Raw genomic sequence first — 15,556 nt, 5'->3', positions numbered from 1 at the left:
TCGTTTGGGCGCTTGCGTGGACTGCGTGGGTCATGCAGGTTGCGCCGGACTGACTCGGCTGCGGTCGCCCGCGCCTCCCGCATTGGAAAAACCATGAACCGCTATCATTTGGGCGCGGCTGCCGTCCTCGTCACCCTGCTTGGCGGCTGCGTCTCGCGCGAGGAGCCGATCCCCGTCTCGGAGCCTGCTCCGGTGATGCGCACGCGGGTGGTGCGGAACGCGCCGCCGCCGGATAGCGGCGATCTCCAGCTTGGCCTGCCGCCGGCGCGCGAGGGCGGCCCGGCCTATGTCCGCTCCGGCCTCGGCAGCGGGGCCGGGCAGGGCGAGCTTTATGGCCGCGGCACACTTCCGCAGGGCTTCTGAGGCCTCGCGGCGCCAGGTTTCGCGGGCGGTAACGGCACTCTTCCCGTCATGGCCCGGCCATCCCACGCCTTTGCAGGATAGCGGTCAGCCACGACGCCCGCAGCGAAGGCATGCCGTCAGCGCCGCAGGACGCGGATGCTCGGCACAAGGCCGAGCATGACGTTGGGAGGCGTTGGAAACCAGACCCTTCCTTCTCCCGGATGGGAGCGGGGTTCCCCGCGCTTCCCGCGCCCAAGCTTTTCCCCGCCCGCAGGCTCAGCCTGCGGGCGTTGTCGCAAATGAGGGGCAGCGGAGCGCCGCGAGGCGCTGGTTTGGTATCCGCTTCCGTGAGCTACGGACGCGGCGCGGATGGATTGAGCCACCATCCGCACGCCCCGTGGCGCTCCGCTTGGCGGCGATTTTAAAGCTCCGGGCCGCGCTTCTGTCGCGCCGGCGTGAGCCGGCGCGGTCTAGCGAGCTCCTCGCGCAGAGGTCGTAGTGCCTCCAGGTCGGTTCCCGAAGCCTCCCGGGAGCGAGGCGCAACCCTCGCCCGCAGGCGCCGCACCCACCCCGCCAAACGACATGCCTCCGGTCGGCCGCCCCTCGGGGATGGGATGCGCGGCATCATACGGGAGGTTCGGAGGGCGGGGATAAGTTTGCGGCCTATCCCCGAATAGCCTCTACCGTTATGGTTGGGCTTATCCCGATTATCCACATCCGTAGGTCGGCGTCGACGCTCGTCTCTGGTCGCATGCCATCCATGCCGCCAGATACGCGGCTGCCACTGAGATGCCCACAACGAATGCAATTTATAGAAGAATGTCGAATCTCTGGTGTGCCGCGTTCCGCGCCGCAGCCCTTTAGAGGTCGCAATCATATGGTCTGTCGTCGCGGACTGCGCTACCTTTTTGCGGCGCTGAGAATGTTTCGAATCGGGAGAAATCATGCTGACGTATGTGAGAACGAATTTGTTCGACTCGCCAGCACAAACATTGGTGAACACCGTTAATACCGTCGGTGTCATGGGAAAGGGTATCGCGCTCCAGTTCCGTGAGCGTTACCCTAAAATGTTTCTAGCATATAGAGAGATATGCAAATCCGGCACTTTGGATGTCGGGAAACTACATCTATGGAAAGATAACGACCATTGGATTTTAAATTTCCCTACAAAAACAACTTGGAAAAACCCTTCCAAAATTGAATACATAACCTCTGGTCTTGATACATTTGTAGAATCTTACAAAGATATGGGGATTTCTTCGATTTCCTTTCCTCCACTTGGTTGTGGGAATGGAAATCTCGACTGGTTAGAAGTGAAACCTATTATGGAGCGGTATCTTAGCAAACTTGATATTCAAGTTTACGTTCATGACAAGCAAGTCACAAGAGGCTTTGTTCCTGAGCATAGGGAGAAGCACGTCGATAGAATACCGACAACATTCGAGGAGTTTCTCGTCGATATTCGGGATCAGATGCGGTCTACATCTGGGAATTTTTTGACACTAAAGGGCAGATCTCGATTTTGTGCCAGCTGGCACGATGACGGCGGCATCCTCATTGATCGCTCAAGCGGCCATGATGTGATTCGCCCTGAACATATTGAATGGGCATGGGTTTCTCTACAATCAGGAATTCTGTCAGTTGATCAGTTTCCCGGAAGGGATTCTCAGAAATCGAAATCGTACCTATTTAGCATACTCTCAGAGCTACCCTACATACATGTAGCCGAGATAAATAAACCGCAATGGAATGCGAATATCCCAGCGCACGGACTCTATATTAAACGATCAGACCGCACACAAGGTAAGGTCGTAGTTGGTAAAAATTCTGACTCGGAACAGCAGCAGTGTCTATCTCTTTAGAGCGCGCTAATCGCCATGTCACCGAACAATGCGCACGCCTTTCTTTTTCGAAAGAAAGAAAGGACTGGCCGCGATATCTTTATCATGCGACACACGTCGATAATGCAATAAGAATTGTTTCTGACGGATTTTTATCGTGCCGAAACCGTGTTGCAAATTTTCACGACGTAGCGAATCAGGGCGCGCTAGCGAATTATGAGGGTTCTCATGATTATGCTCGCTTGTATTTTAGACCCAAGAATGGATTTCATCTCAAAACAGAGGGCATAAAGCATTTAGCAGACAACAATAGAGCCGATTCACATATGTCGATTCCTGTAATGTTTTTGTTTGATTTTTCTCGTGTAATAAGTCGATGCGATGCTGTATTTAGCTCTGGAAATGTACAAAGATCACAAGAATTTATGAATGGTGACGCCGCATTTGATCAATTAGAATTTAACTATATTTACCACGACTCTGCGACGGATATTTATAACCGAGATCATATACACAATTGCCGAATGGCAGAAGTTGCTGTTATCGGACGAATTGATCTCGACGCCCTCGTTGGGCTCGCTTTCCGAACTAAATGGGACATGGAAACCTTTAGATATAAACTGGCTCAAGGACAAATACCATGTCCGCACCGCCTAATTGTTGAGCAATTGCGATCTTCTTTGTTTCTTCACTGGGGTATGTATCTTAATGATATTAGCTCCTCGGCAACCGAGCTGAAATTAGGTTTTAATTTGCCTAGAAACGCGTCCCCAGACGGAAGTTATCTTATAGATATAATACAAAATTGTAGAAATGGAGTGATAAGGCGATACAACAATCGCTACATGTTACGAGATACCATTGTTAATTTCATTAATTTTAACGACGACTCAGATGCCGTATGGGAAATTAAGATTGAGGACGTTCTGGCCTTCCAAGGCAATTTAAGCAACCAGAAATCGTCGGTTTTCGGTTAACATAACCAATCGCTCACCTCCCCCGCCTCCGCCTCTCCCCCGCCCCCTTAGGCCGCGCTTCCGGCACCGGCCCCATCTCGTCGAGCGTCGGCTTCCTCGGCCGCGCCACGCTCGCCTTCGGCTTGCCTTCGCCCCCACCCCAGTTGTGCGGGCCCATATCGGCGTCGGTCGGCTTGCGGGCGCGGGTCGGCAGGTTGGCCGAGGCGCCGTAGGACCGCTCGCCCTGATACTTGCCGGCGCTGCCCTCGACATCGCTCTGGCGGGCGAGCGGGTCGTCGGCGATGGCGAGCTCGGTCGCCTGCAGGCGCTTGATCTCGTCGCGCAGGCGCGCGGCGGTCTCGAATTCGAGGTCGGCGGCGGCCTCGCGCATGCGCTTCTCGAGATCGGCGATCGCGGCCTTGAGGTTGTGGCCGGCGACCGGCCCCTCGACCAGCCCCTTGTCGACGGTGACATGGTCGCGCTCATAGACCGAGCCGAGGATGTCGCCGATGGCGCGCTTGATCGTCTGCGGCGTGATGCCGTGGGCGGCGTTGTAGGCCTCCTGCTTCTCGCGCCGGCGATTGGTCTCGGCCATCGCCCGCTCCATCGAGCCGGTGACATGGTCGGCATAGAGCACGACCTTGCCGTCGACATTGCGCGCGGCACGGCCGATGGTCTGGATCAGCGAGGTCTCGGAGCGCAGGAAGCCCTCCTTGTCGGCGTCGAGGATGGCGACGAAGCCGCATTCGGGGATGTCGAGGCCCTCGCGCAGCAGGTTGATGCCGACCAGCACGTCGAAGGCGCCGAGGCGCAGGTCGCGCAGGATCTCGATGCGCTCGATCGTGTCGATGTCGGAGTGCATGTAGCGCACGCGCACCCCGTTCTCGTGCAGGTATTCGGTCAGGTCCTCGGCCATGCGCTTGGTCAGCACGGTGACGAGGGTGCGGTAGCCCTTCTCGGTGACCTCCTTGACCTCGTCCAAGAGGTCGGCGACCTGGTGCTTGGCCGGACGGATCTCGACCGGCGGGTCGATCAGCCCGGTCGGGCGGATGACCTGCTCGGTGAAGACGCCGCCGGTCTGGTCCATCTCCCAGCCGCCGGGCGTGGCCGAGACATGGATCGAGGACGGGCGCATCGCGTCCCATTCCTCGAAGCGCAGCGGCCGGTTGTCCATGCAGGAGGGCAGACGGAAGCCGTATTCCGCCAGCGTCGCCTTGCGGCGGAAGTCGCCTTTGTACATCGCGCCGATCTGCGGCACCGTGACATGGCTCTCATCGGTGAAGACGAGGGCGTTGTCGGGCAGGTACTCGAACAGGGTCGGCGGCGGCTCGCCTGGCTTGCGGCCGGTGAGATAGCGCGAATAGTTCTCGATGCCGTTGCAGGAGCCGGTCGCCTCGATCATCTCGATGTCGAAGGTGCAGCGCTGGTCGAGCCGCTGCGCCTCGAGATAGCGGCCCATGCGGTTGAGCTCGTCGAGCCGCCCCTTGAGCTCCTGCTTGATCGACTTGACCGCCTGGTTCAGCGTCGGGCGCGGCGTGGTGTAGTGCGAATTGCCGTAGACCTTGATGAATTCGAGCTCGCCGGTCTTCTGCCCGGTGAGCGGGTCGAACTCCGAGATCGACTCGACCTCGTCGCCGAACAGGCCGATGCGCCAGGCGCGGTCCTCATAGTGGGCCGGGAAGAGCTCGACCGTGTCGCCGCGCACCCGGAACGAGCCGCGGGCGAAATCGTGCTGGGTGCGCTTGTACTGCAGCGCCACGAGGTCGGCGATCAACTGGCGCTGCTCGATGCGCTCGCCGAGCTTCAGCGAGAAGGTCATCGCCGTATAGGTCTCGACCGAGCCGATACCGTAGATGCAGGAGACCGAGGCGACGATGATGACGTCGTCGCGCTCGAGCAACGAACGCGTCGCCGAATGGCGCATGCGGTCGATCTGCTCGTTGATCGAGGATTCCTTCTCGATATAGGTGTCCGAGCGCGGGACGTAGGCCTCCGGCTGGTAATAGTCGTAATAGGAGACGAAGTACTCGACCGCGTTGTCGGGGAAGAAGCTCTTGAACTCGCCGTAGAGCTGGGCCGCCAGCGTCTTGTTCGGCGCCAGGATCAGCGCCGGGCGCTGCGTCTCCTCGATCACCTTGGCCATGGTGAAGGTCTTGCCCGAGCCGGTGACGCCGAGCAGGACCTGGTCGCGCTCCTGCCGCCTGATACCGTCGACGAGATCGGCGATCGCGGTCGGCTGGTCGCCGGCCGGCTCGAAATCCGACTTCATCTGGAAGCGGAGGCCGCCTTCCGACTTCTCGGGGCGCTCGGGCCGGTGCGGCGTCCAGGGCTTACCGGGCTCGATGAAGGGGCTGCCGGTCTCGAGCAGCGCCTGCAGCGACTTCGCCGTCAGCGACGCCGCGCTGTCGCTGTCGGGATCGAAGGCGGCATCGGCCTTCTTGGAGAGCTTGCGCGGCTTCGCCTCGCCGGCATCGCCCGGGCGCGCCTCGTAGCCGGCCTGCGGCGCATCGCTGAAGCCGGCTGCGCCGCCCGGCACCGCCTTGCCGCGATTGATCGCCGGGTTGAGCAGGTCGGCGAGATACCCGTCCAGTGGCTTGAGATCCGGCTTGGTCGCCTTGGAATTGGGCGTGCGGGTCGCAGCGGATTTCTTCGCAGCCGGCCTGGTCGCGACTTCGGGCTTGGCGGCGGTCGTATCGGTGCTCTTTGGCATGAGCGCAATATGGGAGCGATTTGCGGCGGATGCGAGGGGGTGCAGCGCGCAAGGCGACGTGTTGGTGACAGGAGTTGACAGGAAGGAATATTCAACCTTAGGTTGATTTAACCATAAACTGCACTCGGAAGAAGTGAAGATGGTCGGGGATGGGTGCGCGCCCGGTGCGACGGAGGTCGAAGCCTTCATCGCGCGCTGGCGCATCTCGGAAGGCGCGGAACGGGCGTCATTCCCGTCCTTCATCGGCGAGTTCTGCGAGCTGCTGCGGATGGAGCGCCCGCAGCCGCCGACAAGCGACGTCGAGGCGGTGGCTTACCGCTTCGAATACCCGGTGAGGCTGTCAGGACCGGACGGCTCGGGAACGACTGGACGGATCGACCTCTATCGGAAGCGCTGCTTCGTCATGGAGGCCAAGCAGAGTCGGCTGAGGGGCCAGCCCAAGGAAATCCTGCCCGCCGGCGATACCGACGACGAGCCGGCCGGCGCGCCGCGAGGGCGCCGCGGCGCCGATCGGGGCCTCGACGTGATGATGCTGAACGCCAAGCGCCAGGCGGAGCAGTATTGCCGCGCCTTGCCCGCCTCGCATGGCTGGCCGCCCTTCGTCATCCTCTGCGATGTCGGCCACTGTTTCGAGTTCTACGCGGACTTCTCCGGGCAGGGGAAGAACTATGCCCAGTTCCCGGACAGGCACCGCTTCCGGGTCTATCTCGAGGACCTGCGCGATCCCGCCATCCGGGCCGGGATCGCGCGCATCTGGAGCGATCCCACCTCGCTCGATCCGTCCCGCCAGGCCGCCCTGGCGACGCGCCAGATCGCCCAGCGCCTCGCTTTGGTCTCCAAGGCGCTGGAGCGCCGTCACGATCCGGAAGACGTCGCGCTGTTCCTGATGCGCTGCGTCTTCACCATGTTCGCCGAGGATGTCCGCCTGATCCCGGCCGACAGCTTCAAGCGGCTGCTGCGCGAGTGCCTGGAGGCGCCGAAGAGCTTCAAGCCGCTGGTGGAGGATCTCTGGCGCGCCATGGATCTCGGCCGCTACTCCTCCGCCGTCCGCGCCGAGCTGAAGCGCTTCAACGGCCGCATGTTCGCCGAGCCGCAAGTGTTCGCGCTGGGCCGGGACGGCATCGCCGAGCTTCTCGCGGCCGCCGAGCATGACTGGAGCCTGGTCGATCCCGCCATCTTCGGAACCTTGCTCGAACAGGCGCTGGAGCCGGCCGAGCGGGCCAGGCTGGGCGCGCATTACACGCCGCGCGCCTATGTCGAGCGCCTGGTCGTCGAGACGGTGATCGCTCCGCTGCGCGACGACTGGCGCAACGTGCTGACTGCGGCGCAGCAGGCCCGTGACGCCGGCAGCCTGAGGAGCGCGCTCGCGCTTGTCGAGGATTTCAACAGCCAGCTCCGCAACACACGCGTGCTCGACCCGGCCTGCGGAACCGGCAACTTCCTGCATGTCGCCCAGGACCTGATGAAGCGGCTCGAAGGCGAAGTCCTGGAAGTCGCCGCCGAGCTCGGGGCGACGGAACAGCTCGGCGGCTTCGGCGCGCGCGGCGTCGGGCCCTGGCAATTCTTCGGTATCGACGCCAATCGCCGCGCCGTCGCGATCGCCGACCTGATGCTCTGGATCGGCTATCTGCAATGGCATCTGCGCACCCGTGCCTTCGCGCCGACAGAGCCGATCCTGGAAGAGCTGACCCAGATCGTCCCGGGCGATGCCCTGCTCGCCTGGGACGACTGGCCGGTGCCCCTCGTCGAAGGCGGGCGTGAGGTCACGCCACGCAATCCGCGCCGCCCGGACTGGCCGGAGGTCGAGTTCATCGTCGGCAATCCCCCCTTCATCGGTGGCAAGGATCTGCGCGGGCGACTGGGCGAGAGCTATGTGGGCGCTTTGCGCGCCGCCTATCCGCAGATGAACGAGAGTGCCGACCTCGTCATGTACTGGTGGGACCGGGCGGCCGAGCTGCTGGTCATGCCCGAGACGAAGCTCCGGCGCTTTGGCTTCGTCACCACCAACTCGATCACCCAGCTGTTCCAGCGCCGCGTGGTCGAGCGGCACCTTGGCGCGAAGAAGCCCATCTCTCTGCTGCTCGCCATCGCCGACCACCCCTGGACCAAGGCGGACAAGGATGCGGCAGCCGTCAGGATCGCGATGACCGTCGCGGAGACCGGTCGGCGGGAAGGGCGGCTGCTCGAGGTGATCGCGGAATCCGGGCTCGATACCGACCAGCCGCGCGTGGATGTGCGCGAGCGGCTGGGGGTGATCAACTCCGATCTCAGCATCGGTACCGACGTCACCCGGACCACGCGTCTGCTCGCGAACGAGGGCCTGTGCTCGCCGGGCGTGAAGCTGCATGGTGCCGGCTTCATCGTCACGCCTGCCGAGGCCGAAGCGCTCGGGCTCGGCAGACGGCCGGGCCTCGACGATCATATCCGCCATTATCGCAATGGACGCGACCTGACGGCGCATTCGCGCGACGTCATGGCGATCGACCTGTTCGGGCTGACCGCGACCGAAGTACGCGAGCGCTTTCCAGAGGTCTATCAGCACGTCAAGCTGAGGGTGAAGGAAGAGAGGGACGCGAGCGGGCAACTCGTCGGGCGCGACGCCAACAACCGGGCGAGCTATCGCGAGCTATGGTGGCTGTTCGGCGAGCCCCGCAAGGAACTACGTCCGGCTCTCGCCGGCCTCCAGCGCTACATCGCTACCGTCGAAACGGCCAAGCATCGCGTCTTCCAGTTCCTCGACGCAAGCATCCTGCCCGACAACATGCTGGTCGCTGTCTCATTGTCGGACGCCTTCCATCTCGGCGTGCTGTCCTCGCGTGTCCATTGCGTCTGGGCATTGCAAGCCGGCGGCTGGCTCGGCATCGGCAACGATCCGCGTTATTCCAAATCGCTTTGCTTCGATCCCTTCCCGTTCCCCGAGGTCGCTGAGACACAAAAGCAGGTGATCCGCGCATCGGCCGAGGCGCTCGACGCGCTTCGCAAGGACGTGCTGGAGCGGCACCCGAACCTGACGCTGACCCGGCTCTACAATGTCCGCGAGGCGATCCTCGCCGGCAGGCCGCTGTCCAGCACCGAGGCCGATATCCGCGATCGCGGGCTGGTGCTGATCCTGAACGAGCATCACGAGGCGATCGACGCGGCGGTCGCTTCCGCCTACGGGCTGCCGGCGGACGCCGAGGACGAGACGATCCTGGCGATGCTGGTCGCGCTCAACCGCGACCGGGCCCGCGAGGAGGAACGCGGAACGACGCGCTGGCTGCGGCCTGACTATCAGCGCCCGCGCTTCGGGCGGGAGGCTGCGGTCGACGAGCAGATCGAGGTGGCCGAGTTGCTGTCGTTGCCGGCGCCCCGCAGCGCCAAGCCGGTCTTCCCGACCCAGCCGGTCGAGCGGGTGGCGGCCGTCCTGGCCGTGCTGGCGACCGCGACCATGCCGCTCGACGCCGCCGCGATCGCGCAGCGCTTCCGGCAGGGGCTCAAGGTCCGCGGGACCATCGCGGCGATCCTGATATCGCTCGCGCGCGTCGGCGAGGCCTCGACCATGGACGGAGGAGGAAGCTTCGTGCGCCGCTTCCTCGCGACCGGCTGACGATCGCGCTGGCAGCGCGAACGCCACCAAGCGATGCGACCCCGGCCGCCGGCAGATGCTCAGCCGTCCTTCTCAAGCTCGCTGTGAGATTTCAACGCGTAGCCGCCGCGCGGCTGCGTCACGAGATAGGCCGGGTTCTCCGGCGAGGCGTTGCGGCGGACCTCGGTGCCCTTGATCGTGCGGGTCACCGGCTCGGTGAAGACCTGCTCGATGCGGCCCCTGGCGGTGTGAGCGCCCCAGCGCCAGGTCACGTCGGTGCCAGCCTTGTATGCCGTGGTCACTTCGCAGCTCTCCTTCGGTGCCTGCGAAACGCTGGAACGGCGCTTTCGTTCAGGCGCCCCGTCACGCGAGCGTCACGGCGCTGTCGCGCGACTGCAAACTCCGGACGCGAAGCGGGGCCGTCCCGCTGTTCCCCGAAACCGGAGCTTCACGCCATGCGCCTGCGCCTCGCCGCCGCCCTCCTGCTCTCCTCGACCATGCTCGCCGGCGCACAGGATGCGCCAAAGGAATTTCCGGCCAAGCTGGTCGGCCATGCCCTGCTGCCGGCCAACACCATCATCCCGGCCCCGGCCGATGCCCCGGGCGACCTCAAGGTCTCCGGCAAGTTCACAACGCCGGGCAAGCGCATCGAGCAGGTCGGCACGGTGATGGGCACCTCGGGCGGCCGCCCGACCGGGCTCTCCACCCCCTTCGCCGGCCAGCCGGTGCAGGGCTTCTCCGGCATCCGCTCGCTGGGCAATGGCGAGTTCCTGGTGCTGACCGACAACGGCTTCGGCGCCAAGGCGAACTCGCCGGACGCGATGCTGTTCTTCCATAAGCTCAAGGCCGATTTCGAGGGCGGCAAGATCGAGCGCCTGTCGACCACCTTCCTGCACGACCCCGACAAGAAGGTGCCGTTCCGCATCGTCCATGAAGGCACCGAGAAGCGCTACCTGACCGGCGCCGATTTCGATCCCGAGTCGATCCAGCCGATCGGCGGCAAGTTCTGGATCGGCGACGAGTTCGGCCCCTATCTGATCCGCGTCGACGCCACCGGCAAGGTCGAGGCCGTGTTCGAGACCACGGTCGACGGCAAGCCGGCCCGCTCGCCCGACCATTACGCCGTGACGACGCCGAGCGCGCCGAACCTGCCCGTCGAGTTCAACGTCCGCCGCTCCAAGGGCTATGAGGGCATGGCGCAGTCGCCGGACGGCCGCTTCCTCTACCCGCTGCTGGAGGGCCCGCTCTGGAATGCCGAAACCAAGGGCAATGAGGAGGTCGACGGCAAGGAGGTGCTGCGCATCCTCGAATTCGACGTGCAGAACGAGAGGTGGACCGGCCGCTCCTGGTTCTTCCCGCTCGAGCAGAAGGGCCTCGCCATCGGCGACTTCAACATGATCGACAGCACCACAGCGCTGATCATCGAGCGCGACAATGGTGAAGGCACCGCCGACCGCGCCTGCGCGCCCAGTCAGAAGGGCCCGGACTGCTTCCACGACCTCGCCAGGTTCAAGCGCATCGTCAAGATCGAGATGACCGACGCCAATGTCGGGAAGCCCGTACGCAAGATCGGCTATATCGACCTGATGAAGATCGCCGACCCCGACAAGAAGGCGAAGCAGGGTGCGATCGACGGCGTGCTGCCCTTCCCGTTCTTCACCATCGAGAACGTCGACGTTGTCGATCTCGCGGGCGGCATCATCGTCGTCGGCAACGACAACAACCTGCCGTTCTCCTCGTCGCGCGATCCGAAGAAGGCTGACGACAACGAGCTGGTGCTTCTGCAGGTCAAGGACCTGCTTGCGGCCAAGTGAGCGGCGAGCCCAGGCAGACCTTCTGGCGACAATTCGAACCCCTCTCCTCGCAGGAGAGGGGCTTTTCGTTGCAGTCCGGCGCTCAGTGCGCTGACTTGCGCGCCTTCGCGATCGCATCCTCGATGCCGTTCCAGGCCGGTTTCTCGGGCGCGAAGCGGCCGCGCAGATAGGCTGCGAGATCCGCGAGCTGGCGATCGTCGAGCGCAGTCGCGAAGGACGGCATCGAGCCGATGCCATGCTGGCCGCCTTCGAGCAGCATGTTGACCAGGTTGGTCGGCGTGGCGGCATGGAGCTTGGACGAGAGGCCCAATATTGGGCCGGCATTGAGCAGCGGCGCGGCGCGGCCGGTCTCGTGGCAGGCGGCGCAGGCGCCCTCATAGAGGCGCGCGACCGGGGAGGTAGCAGGGTTTGTCGCCCGCGCCGTCTGCTCGCCGACACGGGCTACCAGCGCTTCGGCTTCGGCCGCAGGGAGAGGCTCGCTCAGCGAAGCCAGATAGGTCGCCATCGCCCGGATATCGGCGTCGGGCAGCTCTTTCAGCTCGGCGATCACTGGCGCCATCGGCCCGGAAGCTGCGCCGTGATGCTGCGAGGTGCCGGTCTTGAGATAGGCGTAGAGTTCAGCCTCGCTCCAGGGAATCGGCCCGGCCGAGAGCTTCGTCAGGGCCGGGGCCTCCCAGCCTTCCGCCTCGCCGCCGGCGAGATAGGCGCTGCCGGCCTTCTCGGCTCCGAGCGCGTTGCGCGGCGTGTGGCAGGCGCCGCAATGGCCGAGCCCGTCGACGAGATAGCGTCCGCGATTCCACTCGGCCGAGCGGGCGGGATCGGGCTTCAGCTCACCGCCACGGTTGAACAGCAGGTTCCAGCCGACCAGCAGCGGGCGCAGGTTGAATGGGAAAGTCAGCCGGCTCGGCTCGTTCTCCTGCCGCACCGCCGGCTGCGACATCAGGAAGGCATAGAGCGCCTGCAGATCGGCCTCGCTCGCCTTGGCGAAGCTCGGATAGGGAAAAGCCGGGTAGAGCTGGCGGCCGTCGCGGTGCAGGCCGGCGCGCATCGCCCGCTCGAAGGCGGCATAGGACCAGCTGCCGATGCCGGTCTCTACGTCCGGCGTGACGTTGGTGGTCATCACCGTGCCGAACGGCGTCGGCAAGCTGAGCCCGCCAGCATAGGGCACGCCGTCCTTAGCCGTATGGCAGGTCGCGCAGGCGCCGAGCGCTGCGAGCTGGCGGCCGCGCTCGATCGTCGCCGCCGACCAGGTCGCCGGATCAGGCCGGGCGATCGGGGCGATCGCGGGTGCGACGGCGAGCGAGACCGCGGCGAAGGTCGCGGCGCCTGCCACGGCAGCGCCGAGCTTGCCCCACCAGGGCAGGCGTTTGCTCGGCTCGGGCTTCGACCCCTTCAGCAGCGGTGCGCCGTTGAGGCCGGCGAGCACGCGCTCGGGCGTCAGCGGCAATTCGCGGAAGCGCACCCCGGTCGCATCATAGACCGCGTTGACGATCGCCGCCGCGCTCGGGACGGAGGCCGACTCGCCCGCGCCCATCGGCGGCAGATTCTGCCGTTCCATCAGCATGACGTCGATCGCCGGCAGCTCCGGGAAGCTCAGCACCGGATAGGAGCCCCAGTCGCGGCTGGCGACGGCGGTCGTCTGCGAGAACGTCACCTCCTCGCGCAGCACCCGGCTGGTCGATTGCAGGACGTTGCCATGGATCTGGTGCGTCACCCCGGCCGGGTTGACCATCATGCCGGTGTCCTGGCCGACGGTGACGCGGGAGACGGTGACTTCGCCGGTCGTCCGATTGACCGCGACATCGGCGACCCAGGCGGCCCAGGCGGCGCCGACACCCGGCCAGCCGCCATGGACATAGCGCGCCTGGGCGAAGCCACGCCCGCGCATGATGTCGCCGTCCTGCTCCAGGCGCGGGCCGACATGCGGCTGCCAGTTCGCGCGCTCTGCCGTCGCCCGCGTCAGCTCGGCGGCGCGCTCGTCATTGATGTGGCGCAGGCGGAACTCTACCGGGTCGACGCCGGCTTCATGCGCGAGCTCGTCGATATAGCTCTCATGCGCGAAGACGTTCGGCATGGCCGAGACGCCGCGCAGCCAGGACGCGCGCACGATCGGCGGCATGTCATAGGCCGTCAGCCGCATGTTTTCATAAGTGTAGGACGGCAGCGCGGTGCGATCGCCCATCCGGAGCGTCGCTGGCTGGTTCGGGATGCGCCCGGTCAGCAGCAGCGCCAGGGTCGGCGCGGCGTTCGACGGGTACCAGGTGTGGAAGTCGTAGGCTTTCAGCGAACCGCCCGGCCCGAGCCCGCCCTTGATGTCGATCAGCTGGGCGGCGCCCTTCGGCTCCCAGAGATGCTCCTGCTCGCGGGTGAGCTGGACCCGCACTGGGGCGCCGACCGCACGCGAGAGCAGCACTGCATCTGCGACGACGTCGTCGGCACAATTGCGGCCATAGCAGCCGGCGGCCTCGAAGCGGATGACGTCGATCCGCTCCTTCGGCAGTCCTGTCAGCACGGCCAGGTCGTTCTGCAGCGGATAGGGATTCTGGCTACCGGTCCAGACGGTAATGCCGTCCGCGCGCACATCGGCGACGGCGCAGGACGGGCCGATCGAGCCATGCATATGGTAGGGCCAGACATAGGTACGGTCGAGGCGCGTCTCTAGGTTCTCAAGCGCCGTATCGACATCGCCTTCCTCGGCCAGGAGGCGCGGCGTCGAAGGGTGGGTGCGCAGCGCCTGGCCGAGATCGGAGAGGTCCGGCGGGGTGAACTCGCGCCATTGCGTCCTGAGTTTGAGCGCGGCTTCGGCCGCCCATTCCTCGCGCTCGGCGACGATGCCGATGAAGTCACCCTCGATCACGACGGCACGGATGCCGGGCACGTCGGCGATCGAATCGCGATCGACCGCGATCAGGCTCCTGCCGACGAAATCGCCGGCATCCATGCCGGCATAGGGCGGGCGCACTACCCGGCCATGCAGCATGCCCGGCACGCGGACATCGTGGACGTAAGCGAAGCTGCCGGTGACCTTGGCGGGGATGTCGACGCGGGCGACCGAACGGCCGACGAGCTTGTGCTGGTCGACCTGTTTGAACTCAGCGCTCCCGGCCAGCGGCAGCAGGATGCGCTCATTGGCGAGCAGCGTGTCGAGGGCGATGGCCGGCGCCATCTCGCCCTTGCGCGAGATCACGCCGTCGCTGAGCGCGATCTCGTCCTCGGCGCAGCACAAGGCGGTGGCCGCAAGGGCGATCAGCCTCGCGCGGATCTGCGTCGCCGCGATCCTGATCGCGAGCGAGGTGACCTGGATCGTCTCGCTGGCGATGGTCGCGCCCTGATCGGGCGTATCGGCGGTGTCGCCGAGCACCATCTCGACCGCCTCGAAGGGGAAATCGAGCTCCTCCGCCACCATCTGGGCGAGCGCGGTGCGGATGCCGGTGCCGAGGTCGATATGGCCGTTGAAGGCGAGGATGCGGCCCTCCGCCGTGAGGCAGACATGCAGGTCGAGCCCGTCCTCGGGCGCGGCGTCGGCAGTTGCCCCCTTGCGCGGCGCGACCACGCCGATCACCCCGGCGCGCTTCAACAGTGCCTTGCGGGAAAGGGGCTCGCTCATGACGCCGCCGCGTCCTGCCGGCCGCGCTCGGCAGCGAGCAGGACCGCCTTGACGATCTCGACATGGGTGCCGCAGCGGCAAAGGTTATGGCGCAGCGCCTCGCGCACTTCCGTCTCGCTCGGATCAGGCCGAACATCCAGGAAGGCCTTCGCGGTCATCACCATGCCGGCGATGCAGTAGCCACACTGGGCCGCCTGCGCGTCGACGAAGGCCTGTTGCAGCGGATGCGGTGCATCGACGCTGCCAAGGCCTTCGAGGGTGACGATCTCACGGCCCTCCATTGACCGGATCGGCAGGGCGCAGGCGCGCGCTGCCTGGCCGTCGACCAGCACGGTGCAGGCGCCGCATTCGCCGAGGCCGCAGCCGAATTTCGGGCTGTTGAGACATAGGTCGTTGCGCAGGAAGAACAGCAGAGGCGTCTGGGCTTCGCCCTCGACCTCATGGTTCGCGCCGTTGACGCGAAGCGAAAAACGCCTCGTCGTCCTCATGACTCGCCCAGGCGGGGCGAGGCGCGCCTGATCGTCCTGATCGTCACGGCCACCGAGATCGTTCGTATACGAATGAGAATAAGGATAAATTGAAGCGCGCGGCAAGCGGGATCTTGTTGGGGAGGCCCACTCCGTCATGCTCGGGCTTGACCCGAGCATCTCAGACCGGAAGAGGCTCCGGGTAGCGCCTTCTCGTCCTGAGATTCCCGGGTCTGCGCTTCGCTTCGCCCGGG

At 64.8% G+C, this 15,556-nt stretch carries 9 protein-coding genes; 5 read left to right on the top strand and 4 right to left on the bottom strand.

All coding sequences use genetic code 11. The annotated features are described in order from the left end of the window. Nucleotides 1-93: 93 nt before the first annotated feature. The 3 genes from BMZ21_RS14305 (at nucleotide 94) to BMZ21_RS14295 (ending at nucleotide 3,160) form a co-directional block, all read left to right on the top strand. Nucleotides 94-363: a hypothetical protein gene (locus BMZ21_RS14305; protein WP_091835375.1), complete on the top strand. Its 270-nt coding sequence runs from the start codon at nucleotides 94-96 to the stop codon at nucleotides 361-363. 923 nt (nucleotides 364-1,286) lie between these two features. Beyond that, nucleotides 1,287-2,204 (top strand): macro domain-containing protein, encoded by a 918-nt coding sequence (locus BMZ21_RS14300; RefSeq protein WP_091835370.1) that lies wholly within the window; start codon nucleotides 1,287-1,289, stop codon nucleotides 2,202-2,204. Next, nucleotides 2,189-3,160 carry a DarT ssDNA thymidine ADP-ribosyltransferase family protein gene (locus tag BMZ21_RS14295; protein WP_091835367.1) on the top strand — a complete coding sequence of 324 codons (972 nt, stop codon included), beginning with the start codon at nucleotides 2,189-2,191 and terminating at the stop codon, nucleotides 3,158-3,160. Before BMZ21_RS14300 ends, BMZ21_RS14295 begins: the two co-directional genes overlap by 16 nt. 13 nt (nucleotides 3,161-3,173) lie before the next feature. Here BMZ21_RS14295 and uvrB read toward each other — a convergent pair whose 3' ends face one another. Further along, on the bottom strand, nucleotides 3,174-5,849 hold the full coding sequence (uvrB, locus tag BMZ21_RS14290; RefSeq protein ID WP_208862282.1) for an excinuclease ABC subunit UvrB: 2,676 nt from the start codon (nucleotides 5,847-5,849) through the stop codon (nucleotides 3,174-3,176). A gap of 139 nt (nucleotides 5,850-5,988) precedes the next feature. On the opposite strand from uvrB, the gene BMZ21_RS14285 reads away from it, so the two are divergent. After that, entirely contained in the window at nucleotides 5,989-9,435 is a 3,447-nt protein-coding gene (locus BMZ21_RS14285) for a class I SAM-dependent DNA methyltransferase (protein WP_091836064.1), read from the top strand. A gap of 59 nt (nucleotides 9,436-9,494) precedes the next feature. On the opposite strand, the gene BMZ21_RS14280 is transcribed toward BMZ21_RS14285, so the two are convergent. Beyond that, the gene (locus tag BMZ21_RS14280; protein WP_091835364.1) at nucleotides 9,495-9,716 is read right to left on the bottom strand and encodes a hypervirulence associated TUDOR domain-containing protein; all 222 of its coding nucleotides are present in this window, start codon (nucleotides 9,714-9,716) and stop codon (nucleotides 9,495-9,497) included. 153 nt (nucleotides 9,717-9,869) lie between these two features. Here BMZ21_RS14280 and BMZ21_RS14275 point away from each other — a divergent pair, with 153 nt between their 5' ends. Continuing rightward, a complete protein-coding gene (locus BMZ21_RS14275) occupies nucleotides 9,870-11,228 on the top strand; it encodes an esterase-like activity of phytase family protein (RefSeq protein ID WP_091835361.1) in 1,359 nt (452 codons plus the stop codon). Between the two features lie 82 nt (nucleotides 11,229-11,310). Here BMZ21_RS14275 and BMZ21_RS14270 read toward each other — a convergent pair whose 3' ends face one another. Together BMZ21_RS14270 and BMZ21_RS14265 are read right to left on the bottom strand one after the other, a co-directional pair. Beyond that, a complete protein-coding gene (locus BMZ21_RS14270; RefSeq protein ID WP_091835358.1) occupies nucleotides 11,311-14,835 on the bottom strand; it encodes a molybdopterin cofactor-binding domain-containing protein in 3,525 nt (1,174 codons plus the stop codon). Then, complete coding sequence (locus BMZ21_RS14265; RefSeq protein ID WP_091835355.1) at nucleotides 14,832-15,323, bottom strand: (2Fe-2S)-binding protein; 492 nt, start codon at nucleotides 15,321-15,323, stop codon at nucleotides 14,832-14,834. The genes BMZ21_RS14270 and BMZ21_RS14265 overlap by 4 nt, the downstream gene beginning before the upstream one ends. Nucleotides 15,324-15,556: the final 233 nt, after the last annotated feature.

Source organism: Allobosea lupini (assembly GCF_900109525.1).
Taxonomy (GTDB): Bacteria; Pseudomonadota; Alphaproteobacteria; order Rhizobiales; family Beijerinckiaceae; genus Allobosea; species Allobosea lupini.
This window is presented reverse-complemented; position numbering and strand designations above follow the sequence as displayed.

Coding starts and splice junctions, on each gene's coding strand:
- BMZ21_RS14305 (WP_091835375.1), top strand. CDS start 94: ATGAACCGCTATCATTTGGGCGCGGCTGCCGTCCTCGTCACCCTGCTT.
- BMZ21_RS14300 (WP_091835370.1), top strand. CDS start 1,287: ATGCTGACGTATGTGAGAACGAATTTGTTCGACTCGCCAGCACAAACA.
- uvrB (WP_208862282.1), bottom strand. CDS start 5,849: ATGCCAAAGAGCACCGATACGACCGCCGCCAAGCCCGAAGTCGCGACC.
- BMZ21_RS14285 (WP_091836064.1), top strand. CDS start 5,989: ATGGTCGGGGATGGGTGCGCGCCCGGTGCGACGGAGGTCGAAGCCTTC.
- BMZ21_RS14275 (WP_091835361.1), top strand. CDS start 9,870: ATGCGCCTGCGCCTCGCCGCCGCCCTCCTGCTCTCCTCGACCATGCTC.
- BMZ21_RS14270 (WP_091835358.1), bottom strand. CDS start 14,835: ATGAGCGAGCCCCTTTCCCGCAAGGCACTGTTGAAGCGCGCCGGGGTG.
- BMZ21_RS14265 (WP_091835355.1), bottom strand. CDS start 15,323: ATGAGGACGACGAGGCGTTTTTCGCTTCGCGTCAACGGCGCGAACCAT.